19 protein-coding genes are annotated in these 20253 nt (G+C 36.5%); all 19 read left to right on the forward strand.

The window, feature by feature from the left end; genetic code table 11:
• Positions 1 to 183 precede the first annotated feature (183 nt).
• Positions 184 to 651, forward strand: a complete 468-nt coding sequence (gene mraZ, locus ATE49_RS17220; RefSeq protein WP_034870854.1) for a division/cell wall cluster transcriptional repressor MraZ — start codon at positions 184 to 186, stop codon at positions 649 to 651.
• A complete protein-coding gene (rsmH, locus tag ATE49_RS17225) occupies positions 641 to 1534 on the forward strand; it encodes a 16S rRNA (cytosine(1402)-N(4))-methyltransferase RsmH (RefSeq protein ID WP_059345869.1) in 894 nt (297 codons plus the stop codon). Before mraZ ends, rsmH begins: the two co-directional genes overlap by 11 nt.
• 20 nt (positions 1535 to 1554) lie before the next feature.
• On the forward strand, positions 1555 to 1926 hold the full coding sequence (locus ATE49_RS17230) for an FtsL-like putative cell division protein (protein WP_009090270.1): 372 nt from the start codon (positions 1555 to 1557) through the stop codon (positions 1924 to 1926).
• Positions 1907 to 3901, forward strand: coding sequence for a penicillin-binding protein (locus ATE49_RS17235; RefSeq protein WP_059156207.1), 1995 nt, complete (start codon positions 1907 to 1909; stop codon positions 3899 to 3901). The genes ATE49_RS17230 and ATE49_RS17235 overlap by 20 nt, the downstream gene beginning before the upstream one ends.
• Positions 3901 to 5361, forward strand: coding sequence for a UDP-N-acetylmuramoyl-L-alanyl-D-glutamate--2,6-diaminopimelate ligase (locus tag ATE49_RS17240; RefSeq protein ID WP_065083092.1), 1461 nt, complete (start codon positions 3901 to 3903; stop codon positions 5359 to 5361). The genes ATE49_RS17235 and ATE49_RS17240 overlap by 1 nt, the downstream gene beginning before the upstream one ends.
• A gap of 7 nt (positions 5362 to 5368) precedes the next feature.
• On the forward strand, positions 5369 to 6598 hold the full coding sequence (gene mraY / locus ATE49_RS17245; protein ID WP_009090276.1) for a phospho-N-acetylmuramoyl-pentapeptide-transferase: 1230 nt from the start codon (positions 5369 to 5371) through the stop codon (positions 6596 to 6598).
• A gap of 34 nt (positions 6599 to 6632) precedes the next feature.
• Complete coding sequence (gene murD / locus ATE49_RS17250) at positions 6633 to 7979, forward strand: UDP-N-acetylmuramoyl-L-alanine--D-glutamate ligase (protein ID WP_165689187.1); 1347 nt, start codon at positions 6633 to 6635, stop codon at positions 7977 to 7979.
• A gap of 11 nt (positions 7980 to 7990) precedes the next feature.
• Positions 7991 to 9217: an FtsW/RodA/SpoVE family cell cycle protein gene (locus ATE49_RS17255; protein ID WP_059156210.1), complete on the forward strand. Its 1227-nt coding sequence runs from the start codon at positions 7991 to 7993 to the stop codon at positions 9215 to 9217.
• On the forward strand, positions 9204 to 10319 hold the full coding sequence (murG, locus tag ATE49_RS17260) for an undecaprenyldiphospho-muramoylpentapeptide beta-N-acetylglucosaminyltransferase (protein ID WP_065083093.1): 1116 nt from the start codon (positions 9204 to 9206) through the stop codon (positions 10317 to 10319). The genes ATE49_RS17255 and murG overlap by 14 nt, the downstream gene beginning before the upstream one ends.
• Positions 10320 to 10368: 49 nt before the next feature.
• Positions 10369 to 10662 carry a GIY-YIG nuclease family protein gene (locus ATE49_RS17265; RefSeq protein WP_065083094.1) on the forward strand — a complete coding sequence of 98 codons (294 nt, stop codon included), beginning with the start codon at positions 10369 to 10371 and terminating at the stop codon, positions 10660 to 10662.
• 114 nt (positions 10663 to 10776) lie between these two features.
• Positions 10777 to 12135, forward strand: coding sequence for a UDP-N-acetylmuramate--L-alanine ligase (gene murC, locus ATE49_RS17270; RefSeq protein ID WP_065083095.1), 1359 nt, complete (start codon positions 10777 to 10779; stop codon positions 12133 to 12135).
• 79 nt (positions 12136 to 12214) lie between these two features.
• Positions 12215 to 12613, forward strand: coding sequence for a GxxExxY protein (locus ATE49_RS17275; protein WP_065083096.1), 399 nt, complete (start codon positions 12215 to 12217; stop codon positions 12611 to 12613).
• A 97-nt stretch (positions 12614 to 12710) separates the two neighbouring features.
• Positions 12711 to 13610: a cell division protein FtsQ/DivIB gene (locus ATE49_RS17280; protein ID WP_059156214.1), complete on the forward strand. Its 900-nt coding sequence runs from the start codon at positions 12711 to 12713 to the stop codon at positions 13608 to 13610.
• A gap of 29 nt (positions 13611 to 13639) precedes the next feature.
• Positions 13640 to 15001, forward strand: a complete 1362-nt coding sequence (gene ftsA, locus ATE49_RS17285; protein WP_059156215.1) for a cell division protein FtsA — start codon at positions 13640 to 13642, stop codon at positions 14999 to 15001.
• 63 nt (positions 15002 to 15064) lie between these two features.
• Positions 15065 to 16897 carry a cell division protein FtsZ gene (gene ftsZ, locus ATE49_RS17290; RefSeq protein ID WP_065083097.1) on the forward strand — a complete coding sequence of 611 codons (1833 nt, stop codon included), beginning with the start codon at positions 15065 to 15067 and terminating at the stop codon, positions 16895 to 16897.
• Positions 16898 to 16993: 96 nt separating this feature from the next.
• Positions 16994 to 17440, forward strand: coding sequence for a GatB/YqeY domain-containing protein (locus tag ATE49_RS17295; RefSeq protein ID WP_065083098.1), 447 nt, complete (start codon positions 16994 to 16996; stop codon positions 17438 to 17440).
• Between the two features lie 247 nt (positions 17441 to 17687).
• Positions 17688 to 18098 (forward strand): BrxA/BrxB family bacilliredoxin, encoded by a 411-nt coding sequence (locus tag ATE49_RS17300; protein ID WP_009090298.1) that lies wholly within the window; start codon positions 17688 to 17690, stop codon positions 18096 to 18098.
• Positions 18099 to 18208: 110 nt separating this feature from the next.
• Positions 18209 to 19720, forward strand: coding sequence for a GH3 auxin-responsive promoter family protein (locus ATE49_RS17305; protein WP_065083099.1), 1512 nt, complete (start codon positions 18209 to 18211; stop codon positions 19718 to 19720).
• Positions 19721 to 20003: 283 nt separating this feature from the next.
• The gene (locus ATE49_RS17310; RefSeq protein ID WP_065083100.1) at positions 20004 to 20210 is read left to right on the forward strand and encodes a hypothetical protein; all 207 of its coding nucleotides are present in this window, start codon (positions 20004 to 20006) and stop codon (positions 20208 to 20210) included.
• Positions 20211 to 20253 lie beyond the last annotated feature (43 nt).

Raw genomic sequence — 20253 nt, forward strand, 5'->3', positions numbered from 1 at the left:
TTAATATCAATCAGATCTCTTTTTATGAAAAAAAATAAAAATATATGATAAACTGTTATAAACCAAAATATTAGAAAACACAGGAGATTCGTTAAAATTTTGGAAATCAAAAGTTATCCACAATAAACAAAATAGTGGTATGAAGTGGTAAAAAGTGGAAATATTTGTATAAATTTGTCCCAAATGAATAATTTCATCGGGACATATGAGTGTAAAATTGACGATAAAGGCCGCTTGAAAGTACCTGCGTCGCTGGTGAAGCAAATGGAGAATTTTGCTGACCAGCCGTTTGTTGTTAAGCGATCTGTTTTTCAGTCATGTCTTGAAGTGTATCCGATGAGTGGTTGGGAAAAATTAATGGTCAAAATTAATAGTCTTAACCGATTTGTAAAGAAAAACGCAGATTTTATCAGAATGTTTACGGCTGGTGTAAAAACAGTGGAGGTGGATAATGCAGGCAGGTTACAGATTTCTAAAGACTTGGTACAGTATTCAGGTCTTAAGAAAGATGTTGTGGTTACGAGTGCCGGAGAGCTTTTCGAGATTTGGGACAAAGAAACGTACGAGCAGGTAATTTCAACAAATGATGTTGATTTTGCAGCATTAGCGGAAGAAGTAATGGGATCAATAAATCCAGAAGATGTATCATAACCCAGTATTATTAGATGAAAGTGTCAGTGGCCTTATTACTAATCCGGACGGAATCTATGTAGATTGCACTTTTGGAGGAGGAGGTCATTCACGGGAGATTCTTTCCAGACTCTCCGACAAAGGGCGTTTATATTCCTTTGATCAGGATCTGGATGCTCTTGAGAATAAAATAAATGATGAAAGATTTACGCTGGTAAATCAAAATTTTCGTTTCCTCGAAAATAGTTTGTTAATGTATGGTGTAAGCCAGGTTGATGGTGTTTTGGCGGATCTTGGTGTTTCTTCTCATCAGTTCGATGAGGCAGACAGAGGATTCTCTATACGGACAGACGGACCTTTGGATATGAGAATGAACACTATGCAGGGCCTGGATGCCAAGAAAGTAGTGAACGAATATGAAGAGGAGCAGTTGGCGGATATTTTTTATCTCTATGGAGAATTGCGTGATGCCAGAAAGCTTGCAAGAGAATTGGTGGCAGCTCGTAAAAAAGGAGAGATTAAAACAACGGAAGATCTGAAGAAAGTCTTCTTTTATATCCCGACACATAAGAGCAATAAATTTTTTGCTCAGATTTTTCAGGCTATAAGAATAGAGGTGAATCAGGAGCTAGAGGTGCTGAAAGAAATGTTGGAACAATCTTACAGAGTTTTAAAGCCTGAAGGCAGACTTTCTGTAATATCCTATCATTCACTGGAAGACAGACTTGTTAAACGTTTCTTGAAAAATGGAATGTTTGAAGGGGAGCCTGAAAGAGATATTTACGGGAATTATAAAAAATCTTTCGAACTCCTGAAGAACAAAGCAATTGTTCCGACAGAAGAGGAGATTGAAGAAAACTCTCGTGCGAGAAGCGCAAAACTGAGAATAGGAGCTAAGGTTTAAGATAAAAAAACACAATATTAATGGCTAAAAAAGCTTCAACGCCTAAGCAAAGGAAACGATTAACCTTCATAGATGTTGTGAAGGGGAATTTCCTTAATAGGGATGAAGTAAAAGAACATTATAAATATTTTACACTGGTTTTTATACTGATGATGGTGATGATTTATTCTAACCACTTGGTAAACCAGAAAATAGAAATTGTTAACGGCCTTAAAGAACAAAGTGAAGAATACAAATCCAGAAATGCTTATGCACAGAGCAGACTGATCCATATCAAAATGGAATCAGAGCTTAGCAAAGAAATGGGAAAGGATTCATTAATGACGTTGGAGAGTCATCCGACTAAACTTTTAATAAAAATGGATTCAATTGATGGTAAGAAAAGGAAGTGAATACAATGAAAAAAGAAGCAAGATGCTTTTTTGGGGATATGCCTTTGTTGGTGTAGCCCTATTGACTTTTGTTGTATTTGTTGCCAGGATTATCATTCTTCAGAATACAAATGTTGAGGAGTATAAAGACAACATTATTAATAAGAATTACCGGGAAGCAACATTAAAGGCTGCTCGGGGGAATCTTTTTGCTTCGGATGGTTCTATTCTGGCGACAACAGTAATGCGCTATGATATTTATCTTGACTTCAAAACCATGCGGGATACCATATATAAAAATAACGCAGGTAAATTGTCGGATTCTTTGGGCGCCATGTTTGGTAAGCCCGCTTCTTATTTTAGGCAAAGACTGGATCAGCAGAAAAAATCCGAAAATCAGTATTATCCTTTGGTAAAGGGACTTGATTTCGATCAATATGACAGAATTCGCAAGTTTCCGATTTTTAACAGAGGAAAAAATAAAGGTGGATTTATTGTAGATCGCGAATATCGTAGAGAAATTGCTACGGCTCAGATTGGATCGGGAACTATAGGAATGGACCGCGACGGAGCAAAATCAGGATTTGAGGGCGCTTTTAGTAAATTCCTTACAGGTACTGACGGAACCCGTTTAGAACAAAGAATTAACTCTACCCAATGGAAGCCAATTGACTTCTGGAAGGTAAAGGAACCTGTAAACGGAATGGATGTCTATACAACATTGGATCTTCGTGTACAGGATATTGCACATTCGGCATTGGAAAAACAATTGGTAGAGTTTGATGCGGATCATGGAAGTGTTATTGTAATGGAGACCGAAACAGGTAAGGTGAGAGCGATGGTGAACCTTCGCAGAACGGAACCTGGTATATATGTAGATGCATATAACTACGCAATAAAAGATGCTACAGAGCCGGGATCTATTTGGAAAACGGTAACATTGCTGGCTGCAATGGATGATGGATTTGTAGATGAGAATACAAAAATAAATATTGGAGGTATAGAGTGGACATATGCCGGGCAAAGGATTACAGATAGCCATTCCGGTGGTGTTTACGATATCAGTGATATTATGGCGCAATCTAGTAATATTGGTGCAGCAAAAGTGATTACTTCTCATTATGCAGATAATCCTCAGATTTTATTTGATCACCTTAAAAAATGGAAGCTGTACGAAAAAATGAATATTGAGCTTCCTGGTGTAACAAGACCTCGTGTTCTTACACCTGCCAATAAAAGATGGTCAAAAGGAGCTTTGGCTTCTATTGCCTTCGGATATGGTGTTAATGTAAACCAATTACAGCTTACAACTTTCTATAATGGTGTTGCCAATAAAGGAAAGATGGTAAAACCATTATTCATTGATAAGATCATGAAAGAAGGAAAAGTCGTTTATGAGGCTAAACCTGAAGTAATGGTTCAGAAAATGGCTTCTGATAAAGCGATAGAAATGATGACGCATTCTTTGACAAAGGCTGTAGAAAAAGGTACTGCAAAAAGTATCTATACACCAAATCTAAAGATTGCAGGAAAAACAGGAACTGCTCGTTTTGAATACTGGAAGCCGGGACCAATGAAGTATATAGCATCGTTTGCAGGATATTTCCCTGCGGATAATCCTAAGTATACATGTATCGTGGTGATTAACCAGCCGGATAACTCAAAAGGCTTTTATGGAGCAAGAGTGGCGGCCCCTGCTTTTAAAGAAATTGCAGGAAAAATATTCCTTAAGACACCGCTGAATGTAAACAAGGAAATGTTGGTGAATAAGAAGGTGGATATGAGCAGAATGATTGAACCAACACGGAAAGTAAGCGTAGATAGTAACAAGATGCCAAATTTGGTAGGATTGATGGGACGGAATGTAATCCCGCAGTTGGAAAATTTAGGTTATCGTGTTGAATATAAAGGTGCTGGAAAAGTATTAGAGCAATTTCCGGCAGAAGGAACAAAGATTAACGGGAATCAGAAAATTTATTTAAGTCTTCAGAATTAATGTTATTAGAAAAAGTATTACATAGAATATCCGTTTTAAATTCTCAGGGAGAACTTTCCCGTGAGATTTCAAAGATTGTTTTTGATTCAAGAAAAGCAATAGATAGTGCTATGTATGTAGCAATGAAGGGGGTAGTAGCGGATGGACATCAGTTTATAAATGCTGCAATAGAGAAAGGAGCTAACGTTATTGTTTGTGAAGAAATTCCGTCCGATAAGAAAGAAAATGTAACCTATATTCAGGTTAAAGATACAGCTGTTGCTTTAGGTCATCTGGCAAGCAATTTTTATGGTAATCCATCGGAGAAATTAAACCTTATCGGAGTTACCGGAACCAATGGAAAAACTTCTGTAACAACATTATTATTTGATGTGTTTACTCAATTGGGGCATGAATGTGCACTGATATCTACTGTTGAGAATCGTATTGGAGAAAAGGTTATCCCATCGACTCACACAACACCAGACGTGATAACGCTGAATGAACTTCTGTCAGAAGCTGTATATGAAGATTGTGAATATGCTTTTATGGAAGTAAGCTCACATGGTATTCACCAGCACAGAACAGAGGGACTGCATTTTAAAATTGCAGGATTTACTAATATTAGCCATGATCATTTAGACTACCACAAGACTTTTCTGGAGTATCTGAATGTGAAGAAATCATATTTCGATAACCTTCCAGATACAGCTGTTGCTATTACCAATATAGACGATAAGAACGGAATGGTAATGCTGCAGAATACCAAAGCAAAGAAGAAAACTTATGCTTTGAAAACACTTGCAGATTACCATGGTAAAATTCTTGAATCTGACTTTAACGGAATGTTGTTAAACTTCAATGGTAAAGAATTCTGGACGAGCCTTACAGGAAGGTTTAATGTATATAACCTTTTATTGGTATTCGGAATCGCTGTTGAACTGGGTATTGAAGAGGGTGAAATACTAAGAGCTGTAAGTCTGCTGAAAAGAGTAAAGGGGCGCTTTGAAACCCTGAAATCCAGAACAGGAATCTTCTTTGTTGTGGATTATGCACATACTCCGGATGCGCTTGAAAATGTTTTGAACACCATCAACGATATCAGAACCAAAAATGAAAGACTGATTTGTGTTTTTGGTTGCGGTGGAGACAGGGACCATTCCAAAAGACCGGAAATGGGTGATATTGCATCGAAAAATGCAACATTGGCTATTATCACATCAGATAATCCGAGAACAGAAGATCCGTTAGCTATTATCAAAGAAATAGAAGCCGGAGTTCAGCCGCAGAACTACAGCAAATATCTTTCGGTCCCGGATAGAAAAGAAGCGATTAAAATGTCTATAAAATTTGCTGAAGGCGGAGATATTGTGCTGGTAGCAGGAAAAGGACATGAAGATTATCAGGAAATTAATGGTGTAAAACATCATTTTGACGATAAAGAGACGATACAGGAATTACTAACCATAATGGGAAAATAGAAAACCTATGTTATACTATCTATACGAATACTTAACCGCGCACGGAATTCACATTCCAGGTATGAATTTGCTGAAGTATATTTCCTTCAGAGCAGGGTTGTCTATTTTAATGTCCCTGGCGATAGCTATGATCTACGGAAAAAGAATCATCAACTTTTTACGCAGAAAGCAAATGGGGGAATTGGTAAGAGATTTAGGTCTGGAGGGACAGAAGCAAAAAGAAGGGACTCCTACAATGGGTGGACTTATTATAATTCTAGCCACGATTGTTCCTGTATTATTGTTTACACGTGTATGGAATGTGTACATCGTTTTGCTTATTGTTTCTATGGTTTGGATGGGAGCAATTGGTTTTCTGGATGACTATTTGAAAAAAGTAAAGAAAAATAAAGACGGACTTCGAGGTATTTTCAAAGTAATAGGACAGGTAGGACTTGGCCTTATTGTAGGTGTTACCATGTATTTCCATTCAGATATTACTGTTCAGCGTAAATATGCCAATGCATCACCGGAGAACAGACAGAATATTGAGAAAAACTTTGCACCGCCAGAAAAGGCAGTTGTATCTACAGTGCCATTTGCGAAAAACAATGAGTTTGATTACAGCAAAATTTTATTCTGGATGGATGATGCTCAGGCACAGGAGTGGGCATGGGTTGTTTTCATTCCGGTAGTTATATTTATTGTAACAGCAGTATCTAATGGTGCCAATATTACCGATGGTATCGATGGGCTTGCAGCAGGTACCAGTGCCATAATATTGTCCACGCTGGCATTCTTTGCCTATTTGTCGGGGAATATTGTCTTCGCGGATTATCTCAATATTATGTTCCTTCCGAATATGGGAGAAACAACCATATTTGCGATTGCAATGGTGGGAGCAGTTATTGGTTTCTACTGGTACAATACTTATCCGGCTCAGGTCTTTATGGGAGATACAGGAAGTCTTATGTTAGGTGGCGTAATTGCAGTATTGGCTATTATCCTTAGAAAAGAATTATTAATACCTGTGCTTTGCGGAGTGTTCTTAATAGAACTTGTATCTGTAATGCTTCAGGTGGCTTATTTTAAATATACGAAGAAGAAATTTGGAGAAGGAAAAAGAATTTTCCTGATGTCTCCATTACATCACCATTATCAGAAAAAATCTTATCACGAATCTAAAATCGTGAATAGATTTATGATTATAGGAATTATGCTGGCGGTTATTTGTCTAATTACACTAAAAGTAAGATAAAATGGAAAAGCATGCAGAGATCCAGAGCGGAAGGATGAAAATTGTTATCCTGGGTGGCGGTGAAAGCGGCGTTGGTGCTGCCTTTCTGGCTAAGAAAAAGGGTCTGGATGTTTTTTTATCAGATCAAGGATCTATAAGAGATAATTATAAAAAAATACTTCTCGATAATGCAATAGATTTCGAGGAGGGAAGCCATGATGAAGATCGGATATTACAGGCAGACTGGATTATTAAAAGTCCGGGAATACCTAAGAAAGCCGAAATCGTAGGCAAAATTCATCAGAAAGGTATTAGGCTTTCTTCAGAGTTGGAATTTGCTTATCACTTCACTGATGCTAAAATAATTGCAGTTACCGGAAGTAATGGTAAGACCACTACTACGTCTCTAATCTATCATATCCTGAAAAATGACGGATATAATGTAGGACTAGGCGGAAATATTGGAAAAAGCTTTGCTTACCAGGTAGCAACTGAGGATTTTGACTATTATGTACTTGAGGTAAGTAGCTTCCAGTTGGACGATATTCAGAATTTTAGACCATATATCAGTTTGCTTCTGAATCTGTCTCAGGATCATTTAGACCAGTATAACTACAATTATGAAGAATACGCATTAGCAAAATTCAGAATTGCAGAAAATCAGGAAAATGATAATTATTTCATCTACAATAAAGATGATGAAATGAGCCAGAAAATTCTGCAGTCTCTGGAGATTAATGCTACAATGATTCCTTTCTCTATGAAAGAGAAGCTAAGTGAAGGTGGTTATTCAGTTGACAATGAATTAGTCATTAAACTTCAAGACGACTTCAGAATGAAAATTTCTGATCTTTCACTTGTAGGAAACCATAATGTTGCCAATAGTTTAGCGGCAAGTATAGCAGGTAAACTGCTAAATATTAGTAATGAAAGTATCCGCAATAGTCTGATGACATTTCAGGCTGTTCCGCACAGATTGGAGCAGGTTGCAGTTATTAATGATGTGAAATACATCAATGACAGTAAGGCAACCAATGTAAATGCTGCATATTATGCACTGGAAAGTGTGAAATATCCTGCAATATGGATTGTTGGTGGAATAGATAAAGGAAATGACTATACAGAAATTGAAGATCTGGTAAAGAAGAAAGTTCGTGCCATCGTATGTCTGGGATTGGATAATGAAAAGATCATTCAGTTTTTCAGAAACAAAAAGGATTTGATTTTTGAAACCTCTAGCATGGAAGAATGTGTAAAGCTTTGTAAAAGCATTGCTGAACCGGGCGATACTGTATTACTGGCACCATGTTGTTCAAGCTTCGATTTATTCAAAAGCTACGAAGATCGTGGAGATCAGTTCAAAAAGTATGTATTAGAAGGAGAAGAAGTAAAAGAAGATTAAGCAAACGTAAAATGGAAAATAATAACGATAACAAATTTGAATTTCTGAAGGGAGATAAAGTCCTTTGGATGGTTATCATTTTGATTTCCATTTTTTCCATATTTCCGGTGTATTCAGCCAGTTCTAACCTGGAATATATTGTGAATAATGGTACTACAACCGGTCACGTAATCAAGCATATTTTCTTTGTACTTCTGGGATTAGGAATTATGCGTCTTGTAGGGGTTGTCAAGTATGAATATATCGGAAAGCTGAGTAGTATTTTACTCGGAGTTACCGTTTTTCTATTGTTACTAACCACATTTACGGGGCAGAAAATTGATGGAGCCAGTGCATCTCGTTGGTTAAAGATACCTGGTACGCCAATATCTTTCCAGCCGTCTACATTTGCTTATTTAATGCTAATCATATATATCTGCAGATATCTGACAAAAAAGATCACCAGAGAAAGGTTGCCAATAGAGAATATTATTTACCTGTTCGGACCTACACTATTGGTGTTTGGTCTTGTAGCAAAGGATAATGGTTCCACAGCATTAATGATCATGTTTGTGTCTTTAATCGTTATGGCACTGGGAAGGCTTCCGCTGAAGTATATTATAGGCTTCTCCGGAGCTTTGGGAATATTTGCAGGAATCTTCCTTGTAGTTGCTCTCAATACTAATCTTATTGGCGGAAACCGTGTACATACATGGAAGAGCCGTATTGAGGCATTTAGCAAGAAAAAAGATGAAGCTTTAACCGAAGAGGATAAAGCAAAAAACTATCAGGTAATGCAGGCGAAAGCTGCGATAGTACATGGTGGGGCTATAGGAATGGGACCCGGTAAAAGTGCATTAAAACAAACTTTGCCACAGTCCGTATCCGATTTTATTTTTGCAATTATTGTAGAAGAGTATGGTGCTATTGGTGCCACAATACTTATCACATTATATTTCATTATGATTGTAAGGATTGTAATGATCGCCAGTAAGATTCCAATGTTCTTTGGTTCTTTGCTGGTATTGGCATTAGGAATTATGATTTTTGTACAGCTATCAGTAAACATAGCGGTGGCAGTAAATCTTATTCCGGTTACAGGGCAGCCATTGCCACTGATTAGCTACGGAGGTACATCCATGTTGGTGACCTATCTGCAGTTAGGAATTATATTAAGTGTAAGCTCAAGAATTCTGACTAATGAAGAAGAAGGAATGGGTAAAAAACAAACAGTAGAAGAAATAAATGACATCGCCTAGAGTATTATTAAGCGGAGGAGGAACCGGAGGACATATTTTTCCGGCGGTTTCTATTGCTCAGGAAATTCAAAAAAGATTTCCGGATGCAGAGTTCATGTTTATCGGAGCTTTGGGAAAGATGGAAATGGAAAAAGTTCCACAGGCCGGATTTAAAATTGAAGGGCTGGATATTGCAGGTTTCGACAGAGGCAATATTTTATCAAACTTTAAACTGCCATTCAGACTACTGAGCAGCATTTCTAAAGCAAAGAAAATTATCAGAAACTTCAAACCCGATTTTGCTATCGGAACCGGAGGTTTTGCAAGTGGACCCGCTTTATGGGCAGCGTCTCAGTTAGGAGTTCCTACATTTATTCAGGAGCAAAACTCTTTTCCTGGAGTTACTAATAAAATTCTGTCGAAAAAGGCTAAAGCAGTATTTACTGCTTATCCTGGAATGGAAAGTTTCTTTCCAAATACAGAAGTGAAATTTCTTGGAAATCCAATACGTCAGAATATTATAGATGATAAGCTGGCTCCGGAGGTAGCAAAAGAAAAATTAGGATTACAGAATAAATTAACCATTCTTTCTGTAGGAGGAAGTCAGGGGTCCAGAACACTGAATAACGGTTGGAAAGATAATCTGGATAAGCTGACTGAAAAAGGCTATCAGTTGATATGGCAGACAGGAAAGCTTGATTATGAAGCTCTAAATAAAAATCAGGAAATTCAAAATCTGAGTAGAGCTGAAGGTCAGATTTCACTGAATGAATTTATCAAAGATATGGGAACAGCTTATTCTGCAGCAGATGTTATTGTTTCCCGTGCAGGGGCAATCGCTATTTCTGAGCTTGCAGTAGCAGTGAAGCCTATCTTACTGATCCCATTACCAACTGCAGCAGAAGATCATCAGACCAAAAATGCACAAAGTCTGGTTGATCAAAAAGCGGCATTTATGGTTAAGGACGTAGAAATGAAAGATAAATTCTGGAATACACTGGAGCAGATTTGTGAAAATGAAGCTCTGAGAAAAGAAATGATGGTAAATCTGGAGAAATTTGGAAAGCCAGAAGCTACAAAGCAAATTGTAGATGAAATATTGAAAATATATAAAGATAAATAAAGAATAAAATCAGCAGTGTCATCCTGAGCTTGTCGAAGGACAATAAAAGATGAAAACTTATTATGTATATATTGTAAAGTGTTCGGATAATTCTTACTATACAGGGATGACGAATAATCTAACCAGAAGAATTGATGAACATAATGAAGGTAATAACCCAGAAAGTTATACATATACAAGAAGACCTGTTAAGTTGGTTTTTTATTCCGAATTTAATGAAGTAGAACAGGCAATCGCTTTTGAAAAACAAGTGAAAGGCTGGAGTAGAAAAAAGAAAGAAGCTATAATTAATGACAATTGGGAAATATTACCAGATTTGTCTAAAAATAGAATGAAAAAGTAACGAGGCTTCGACAGGCTCAGCCTGACAAAGTTACAGAAGAGGTTACAAAATAATAATATAAGCATCCTGAAGAAAACTAAAGGATAAATAAAAATTAAAAAAGTAAGAAGTCAGATGGCTGATGTTAATACATACGAAAACTATTATTTTATAGGAATTGGAGGAATTGGAATGAGTACGCTGGCGCGTTACTTCCATTCTGTAGGTAAAAAGGTGGCGGGTTATGATAAAACGCATACCAAACTTACGAATGCCCTTCAGACGGAAGGAATAACAATAAATTTCGATGATGTATTAACTAATGTAGAAGAGAACCTGACTCCTGAAAATACATTAATTGTTTTTACACCAGCAATTAAGAATCTTAAGATCTTAGACTACTTTACAGAGAAAGGGTTTACCATAATGAAGAGAGCTAAAGTTTTGGGAATTCTTACTGAAACTACAGAATGTGTAGCCGTAGCCGGGACACATGGGAAAACTACAACTTCTACGCTGATAGCACATTTATGTAAAGTTGCGAATCTTCCTTTCTCGGGTTTTTTAGGAGGTATTGCAGAAAATTATGGGTCTAATTTCATTTTCAATGGTACAGATATATCCGTTGTAGAAGCAGATGAATATGATCGTTCTTTTATGAATCTTCGTCCAAAGTGGGCAGTTGTAACCTCAATGGATGCGGATCATTTAGATATTTATGGTGATAAAAATACAATAGAAGAATCATTCAGAGATTTTGCAGGGCTGGTTCCTGAAGATCAGCAGTTATTTGTCCGTAAAGGACTTGACATTGGCAGAGAATCAGTATCCTATGCTGTAAATGAAGAAGCAGACTATTATTCCGATCATATTCGTATGGAAGGTGGAACGCTTAGATTTGATTTTCATGCCGGTGATGAAACTATTGAGGATTTTGAATGGCATTTACCAGGAATTCATAATGTAGAAAACGCGACTGTAGCAATAGCAATAGTACACCAGTTGGGAGCAAGCTATGAAGATCTTAAAAAAGGAATTAAATCTTTCAAAGGGATTAAAAGAAGATATACCAAGCATTTCTTTGAGAATGGGAAAATATATATAGATGACTATGCCCATCACCCAACTGAGCTAAATGCTGTAATTGGTTCCATAAAAACCTTTTATCCCGATAAAAAGCTGTTAATAGTCTTTCAGCCGCATTTATTTACCAGAACAAGAGATTTTGTAGATGGTTTTGCTGAAAGTCTGAGTAAAGGAGAAGAGTTGATCTTATTAGATATATATCCAGCTCGTGAATTGCCAATAGAAGGTGTGACTTCTGATTGGTTATTGGAAAAAGTAAAAAGTGAAAAGAAAGAAATAAGCAGCCTTCAGGATGCATTTGAAAAAATTAAAAATAAAGAATTTGATATTCTCCTTACTGTCGGAGCAGGAAATATAGATACTTTGTACGATCCGATTATGGAATGGATGGGAAAAGAAAAAGAATAATTTATTTGAACGCAAAGAATTAAGAGCAGATGATTTTTGAATAAAGAAAGCAAAGGCGTTTCACTCAACAAAGCTAAAAATGACAGAAAACGAAATTTCTAAAGAAGTTATTGATGCAGGACTTAAAGTGCATAAAGCTTTAGGAATGGGTTTATATGAGACCGTATATGAACAATGTCTGGCTCATGAACTAACTAAAAGAGGTTTGTATGTTGAAAGACAAAAATTTCTGTCCATTATTTATGATGATCTGGAAGTAAGTAATGCTTTTAAAGTGGATTTACTAGTGGAAAATAAAGTTGTTATTAAAGTCAAAGCACAGGAAAACCTGATTGATTTTCATGCCGCACAACTAATGAATTATTTAAAATTAGGAGATTATAGACTGGGATTGTTGTTAAATTTTAATTCGAAATTATTTAAGACAGGAATAAAGAGAATTGTAAACAGGCTGAAAAATGAAACAGGCATAGCTTAAGCGAAGCGGCTCAGCGAAACAAAAAAGGTATAAATCCTTTGCGGTCTTTGCATTCAAGAAAATATGTTCAGAAAGAAATAGGTATTGAGATAGAAAAATGAAAAATAAATACAGAATATTAAAAATCTTCGTAGTAATAGTGCTTTTGGCATTTTTACTCAATTTTTCATTGAAACGATTCAGTACCAAAGAACAGAAACTAAAAATAGACTTAACACAGGAGACGCCTGTATATTTTATAGATGAAGCAACAGTAAAAAGTATTGTAAAGAAAAGTAACCCCTCAGGAAAAGTAGGAACTTTAGATATACCCGCACTTGAAAAAAAATTGAATGCTCTTAAAGCAGTAGACAGTGCAAATGTGTATCTTAACCTGAACGGAGTGCTAAATGTAGATGTAAAACAAAGAGTGCCATTTATGAGAATAAACAATGGCGCGAAGCAATACTATGTTGATAGCAATGGCGAAGAATTTCCGCTTTCAGATAAATTTTCATACCCGTGTATGCTGGTTTCAGGGGATATTCCGAAAGAAGATTATAAAGGACTATCTGAGCTTATTGCTAAAATAGGAAAAGATGATTTCAACAAAAGATATTTTGTAGGAATAAATAAAGAAGGCGGGAATTATGAGTTGCTTACTGATGAAGGAAACTTCAAGGTGCAATTAGGAGATCTGGAAAATATAGACTTTAAACTAAAAGGATTTAAAACTTTTGCTGAAAAGTACCTTATTTATCAGGATCCGATGAAGTACAGACAAGTGTCGGTAAAGTATAATAACCAAATTGTAACAACATTACGAAAAGGTTTTAAATCAGATGCTGACAGCTTGTTAACTCAGAAACTGCCAAATAATATTATTGCGAGACCAGTATTGGTCTCGGATAAAAAAGCTCCGGAAAAGAAGAAAGCTCCTCCCGAGAAAAAGCCCGAGCACAAAAAAGAAAAGGGCAAAAAGACACAAGCTAAAGATAAAAAGAAAGAAAAAAAATAATAAATCAAACTGAATAATTAGAGATAGTGATGGAAACAAACGAATTTGCAGTAGGGCTCGACATTGGGACTACCAAGATTGTAGCCATTGTGGGCAGAAAAAATGCCCATGGAAAAATAGAAATAATGGGCGTAGGACGAAGTAAAAGTCTTGGCGTTCATAAGGGCATTGTTAACAATATTTCACAAACGATAAGCTCTATTCAGGCAGCTGTTTCCGAAGCTGAGAAAAGTGCGGGAGTGAAAATAAAGAATGTTACAGTAGGTATTGCCGGTAAGCACATTCGAAGCTTACAACATTCCGATTATATAATGCGAGAGCATCCGGATAGATATATTACTGAAGACGATATAGAACAACTTAAAAACCAGGTGAAAAAGCTGGTAATGCTTCCTGGTGAAGAGATTATCCACGTGTTGCCTCAGGAATATAAAGTAGATTCTGAAGGAGAGATTCAGGAACCTATTGGAATGCACGGAAAGAGGTTGGAAGCTAACTTCCATGTTGTTGTTGGACAGATGGGATCTATCCGTAATATTGCACGTTGTGTAAAAGAAGCTGGGTTAGATATGGAGGCTCTTACGCTAGAGCCATTAGCATCTTCCGAAGCAGTTCTTACAAAAGAAGAAAAAGAAGCAGGTGTTGCGATTGTAGATATCGGAGGTGGTACTACAGATGTCGCAATATTTAAAGACAATATTATCCGTCATACATGCGTTATTCCTTATGGCGGAGGAATTATTACAGATGATATTAAAGAAGGATGTTCTATCATCGAGAACCATGCAGAAAAGCTAAAAGTAAAATTTGGTTCTGCTGTTCCCGAGTTAGAAAAAGATTCAACTTTTGTTACCATTCCTGGACTTCACGGAAGACCAGACAAAGAGATTTCTTTAAAAACTTTGGCACAAATTATTAATGCGAGAGTAGAAGAGATTCTGGAAATGGTAAATAATGAACTAAAAGGCTACGGTGCATACGAGCAAAAGAAAAAACTTATTGCTGGTATTGTGCTTACAGGAGGCGGATCTAATCTTAGACACCTTCGTCAGCTTTCCAATTATATAACCGGATTTGATGCCAGAATCGGTTATGCAAATGAATATGTAGCGAATGATAAGAACCAGTTTTTAAAAGGTCCTGAATTTGCTACTTCTATTGGACTTCTGATGGAAAGCTTAAAAATCAGAGATAAGAGAGCTTTTGAGGAACCTGAGATTGTTGAACAGGTAACCGAAACAGTTACTGACAAGAAAGAAACAGTAACCGAAAATACGACAGAAGTTGTAGCACAAACTCCGGTAGCAGAAGCAAGCAAGAGTAAGATGAAACCTACTCTGGGACAGTCTATTATGGAGAAAGTTCGAAAATTTTTCGAAGAAGTTGAATAATTTTTTTTAAATATCATTAAAGTTTGCTAAATTTTGCAGACCGTTATATAAACGAAACAAAGAATGGAAAATATAAGTGTACAAGGATTTCAGTTTGATTTGCCAAAAGGAAATTCATCAATTATAAAAGTTATCGGTGTTGGAGGAGGTGGTAACAACGCACTGAAGCACATGTACGAGAGAGGGATTCATGGAGTAGATTTCGTCATTTGTAATACCGATGCACAGACATTAGACAATAACCCTGTTGCCAACAAAGTACAGTTGGGTATAACCATGACTGAAGGTCTTGGTGCCGGAGCAGATCCTGAGGTTGGAGAAAAGGCAGCTATTGAAAGTATCGACGATATCAAAGCCTCTATGGGACAAAATACCAAGATGGTATTTATCACTGCCGGAATGGGAGGTGGTACTGGTACGGGAGCTGCCCCAGTAATTGCTAAAGTAGCAAAAGAAATGGGCATCCTTACCGTAGGTATTGTAACTATTCCGTTTAGCTTCGAAGGGAAAAGAAGATTAGAACAGGCAGAACTTGGTCTTGAAAAGCTTCGCAACAATGTTGATTCATTAATTGTTATTAATAACGATAAGCTTCGTCAACAATTTGGTAACCTTGGTTTCAAATCAGGTTTCTCAAAAGCCGATGAGGTTTTAACCAATGCTGCAAAAGGAATGGCTGAGGTTATTACCGGTTATTTCGATGTAAACATTGACTTCCGTGATGCTAAATCTGTACTTCAGAATAGCGGTACGGCATTGATGTCTAACGGTGTTGCTTCTGGTGAGAACAAAGCAGAAGATGCTGTTAAGAAAGCATTAGATTCTCCATTATTGAATGACAATAAAATTACAGGAGCAAAGAATGTTTTGCTATTGATCAGAAGTGGAAACGAAGAAGTTACCATGGACGAAATCGGTATCATTATGGACCATATCCAGAAGGAAGCAGGCCATACAGCGGATATCATTTTCGGAGTTGGTTCTGATGAAGAATTAGGAGATTCTGTAAGTGTACTTGTTATTGCTACAGGATTTGCAAAAGAGCACCAAAAATATTCAGGGCCTACAGAGAAAATTGTACACAGCCTTTCCGAAGATAAATCTGCATCTCAGATAAAAAGAGAATCTCCATTCAAAACTTCCGAAGAGCAAGTTGTTACTTCCGGAAAAGATTTATTTCGTTTAGATGATGAAGACGATGCTCCAAGACCTGAATTTCCAGTTAACTCTGTAGAAAGAAGTGCAGACAGAGCACAGTTTTTTGTAGAAGAAACACCTACTGAAATTCAGTTTTTAGATAAAGAGGAAGAAGGTTTTGGTGATCAGAACTGGAAACTGGAGAATGATAGCAACGAGTTCAATTTATTTTCTTTTACCGGAGAACCTCAGGCAAAAGAAGATCAAGCTCAGGATTTCCAATTTAACGGAGAATTATTCGAAGAAGAAGAGAAACCTGTAGCCTTTACATTCAACTTTGCTGATGATAGAGTTGAGGTACAGGAACCCGCAAACAGAATAGAAGAAACACAGGTTAAAGAAGTTGTAGAAGCTGAAGTTACACAAACACCAGTAGAAACTCCTTCAGAAGTAACAATAGAAAATATTACTATTGTTGAAAAACCATACGAAGAAGAAATCAGTATTGTAAACAAAGCTCCTTTAAATGAAAATCAGTTAAAGATTGAAGAGCGCCGTAATAAACTGAAAGAGTTTAACTCCAGATTCGTTAATACAGAGGCTGAAAATGCTTTTGAAACGATTCCTGCATTCAAGAGAAAGAACATTAATATCGAAGGGGAAAACGCTTCCGATCATACTATTAATTCATTCTTTTCCGAGAACAAGGGACAGATGAATCTTCGTGAAAACCGTTTTTTAAATAAAGACGTAGACTAAACTATAACAATGTAAAAATGTACCAATGTAACAACCTTCCTCTAAGTAATTATTGGTAAACTGTTATATTGATACATTGTTAAATTTTAAAATAAGATGAGCTTAGAAGTACAAGTAATGGACGCAATGAAAACAGCCATGAAAGAGAAAGACAAAGTCGCTCTGGATGCATTGCGTGCTATTAAAGCCCAAATAATATTAGTGAAAACCGACGGAAAAGGAGCAGATGTTACACCAGAGCAGGAAATTGCAATTCTACAGAGAATGGTGAAGCAGCGTAAAGACTCTATGGAGCAATTCAATGCTCAGAACCGTCAGGACCTTGCTGAGATAGAAGAGGCTCAGACAAAGGTTATAGAAAAATTCTTACCTGCACAGTTAAGCGCGGAAGAACTGGAAGCTGAAATAAAGAAAATTATTGCAGAATCCGGAGCGGAAGGAACAAAAGATTTAGGTAAAGTAATGGGGTTAGCCTCCAAAGCATTAGCCGGAAAATCCGATGGAAAAAGTATTTCGGAAATGGCTAAAAAACTATTGAGTTAGATATGAAAGAAAGGAGGAAAGAAATCTGTTCTTTCTTCGGAATTCATACGCTAGCATTTAATTTGAGATATCATTAATCTGTATATCGGTTTGATTTAAACCCGGAACTACGAGTTGGTTCTGGGTTTTTTGTCATAATGTCCGATTACTATTGAACATATTTTTCATAGATGTAGTATATTGATACATCTGTAAAATATGTTTACTTTTGTATGAGATATTTCAATTATTATAAAAAAATTAAATTATGTATCCATCAGATTTAGTATTGCCTATGAAGGCAGAACTTACCAGCAACGGATTCGAAGATCTTACTACTCCTGAGGCAGTAGATGAGGCTATAAAACAACAAGGAACAACCCTGTTAGTAATTAACTCTGTATGTGGTTGTGCAGCAGGTGCAGCAAGACCAGGTGTTATAGCATCTTTATTAGGTGATAAAAAACCAGATCATCTTACAACTGCTTTTGCAGGATATGATACAGAAGCGGTAGCAGAAGCTAGAAAGCTTTTGGCTCCGTTCCCACCTTCTTCTCCGGCAGTAGCATTATTTAAAGATGGTGAATTAGTACACATGCTAGAGCGTCACCACATCGAAGGTAATCCTGCAGGAGCTATAGCAGCTAACCTTCAGGCAGCTTATAACGAATATTGCTAATTAGCTATTTGTAATGATAAATTTAAGCCATCTTTTTAAGGATGGCTTTTTCTTTGTCAAAAAATCTTTACAAAAGCTAAAAAACATTATATTTGTTTTTTAGGCATTTTATGGCAACAAAAGCGCTTTTCAATTCTGTGGTAAACTGGTTTATTGGGAGAAGAATAGACCAGATAGAGCGCTTCATTGCTCATCCTTACGAAACGCAAAAAGGAGTGCTTTTTTCTCAGCTTTTTCTGGCAGAGGATACTGAATACGGACTTAAATATGGTTTCAAAAGTATTTCCAGCATCAGCGATTTTCAAAATAGGATCCCCATTGTTAGCTACGAAGATTTTGAACCTTATATAGAAAAGGCTCGCCAGGGAGAGCCGGATATTATCTGGCCAGGACAGATTAAGCGTTTCGCTAAATCCTCGGGTACTACCAATGCCAAGAGTAAGTTTATTCCAATTACAGAAGAAAGTCTTGAGGATTGCCATTATAAAGCAGGTAAAGATCTTATTGCACTTTATGTGAATAACCATCCTGAATCGGAACTCTTTCAGCATAAAAACCTTCGCTTAGGTGGAAGTTCAGAAATGTATCAGGATTTCAATACCAAATTTGGAGACCTTTCAGCTATACTCATTGAAAATCTCCCATATTGGGTAGAAGTTATTAATACACCGAGCAGAAAGGTGTCGCTAATGGGAGAATGGGAGAGTAAGCTAAAAGCAATAACTGCTGAAGTTAAAAGCCAGGATGTGGGAAGCCTTACCGGAGTGCCAAGTTGGATGATGGTTTTGCTGCTAAGATTACTGAAAGAAACTAATGCAGACAATATTGGGCAACTCTGGCCAAATCTTGAAGTGTTTTTCCATGGAGGTATAAGCTTTATTCCTTACAAGGATCAGTATAAGCAGTTGATGGGTAAGGATATCAATTACTACGAGATTTATAATGCATCCGAAGGGTTCTTTGGTATTCAGGATAGGTCCGGAGCCGATGATATGCTCTTGATGCTGGACTATGGAATCTTCTATGAATTTATTCCAATGGAACATTTTGGAGAATCCCATCCTAAAACAATCACTCTGGAAGACGTTGAGGTAGGGAAGAACTATGCAATGGTATTGACAACAAATGGAGGACTATGGCGATATCTGATAGGCGATACCGTGAAATTTACTTCGACCAACCCATACAGAATAAAAGTGTCAGGAAGAACCAAACATTATATCAATACCTTTGGTGAAGAATTGATGATTGATAATGTAGAAGTTGCTCTGAAAAAGGCATGTGATTATACGAATGCAGAAATCATAGATTATACTGGTGCACCAATATACATGAACGGAAACGAATCCGGAGCACATGAATGGGTGATAGAATTCTCCAGAAAGCCATCCGAAATTGAAGCTTTTGCACGCATATTCGATGATACCCTAAAGAAAGTCAATTCAGATTATGAAGCAAAACGTTATAATAATATAACACTTAAGCATCCAGTAATTCATATCGCCAGATCAAACTTGTTTTATGATTGGATGAACAGCAGGGGAAAACTCGGCGGACAAAATAAAGTACCGAGGCTAAGTAATAATCGGGAATACATCGAACCGCTTTTAGATATGAATTAACCAGCGTATAATTTTATATAAATAAAAAATAAGAGCCACTGATTTAATCAGTGGTTTTTGCTTCCCATATTTTATTATGCTAAATAATATTATTGTCTTTTGTTTTTATAATAAAAATCATTTAACATAAGTAAATTTTAATATGATTAATTTATTTTCAGTATTTTTTTATTTAAATTTAATCATTGATTTGAAAATATAAAGTCGAGAATTTATTTTTTAAATCATAATGACGTCATTCACAGTTATTAATATGTTTAACGATTAAAAATTAATTTAAACAATGAAAAAATTATTTTTATTTTCAGCAATTCTTTTAGGAGTCGGACAAATGTTTGCTGCTAAATGGACAATCTCCACTTCTTATGGTACCACAGCCACTAAAGAGATTTCAGACAATGCAACTGTTGACCAAATTAAAGCAGCAGTAAGTCAGGTTAATTATAACGAATGTGGAGTTAGGCCTTCAACAATCACCCTGATAGTATGACTTTATAAAACTATATAAATATGAGGCAGCTTAATTGCTGCCT

This window comes from Elizabethkingia miricola (assembly GCF_001675285.1).
In the GTDB taxonomy this organism is placed as follows: Bacteria; Bacteroidota; Bacteroidia; order Flavobacteriales; family Weeksellaceae; genus Elizabethkingia; species Elizabethkingia miricola.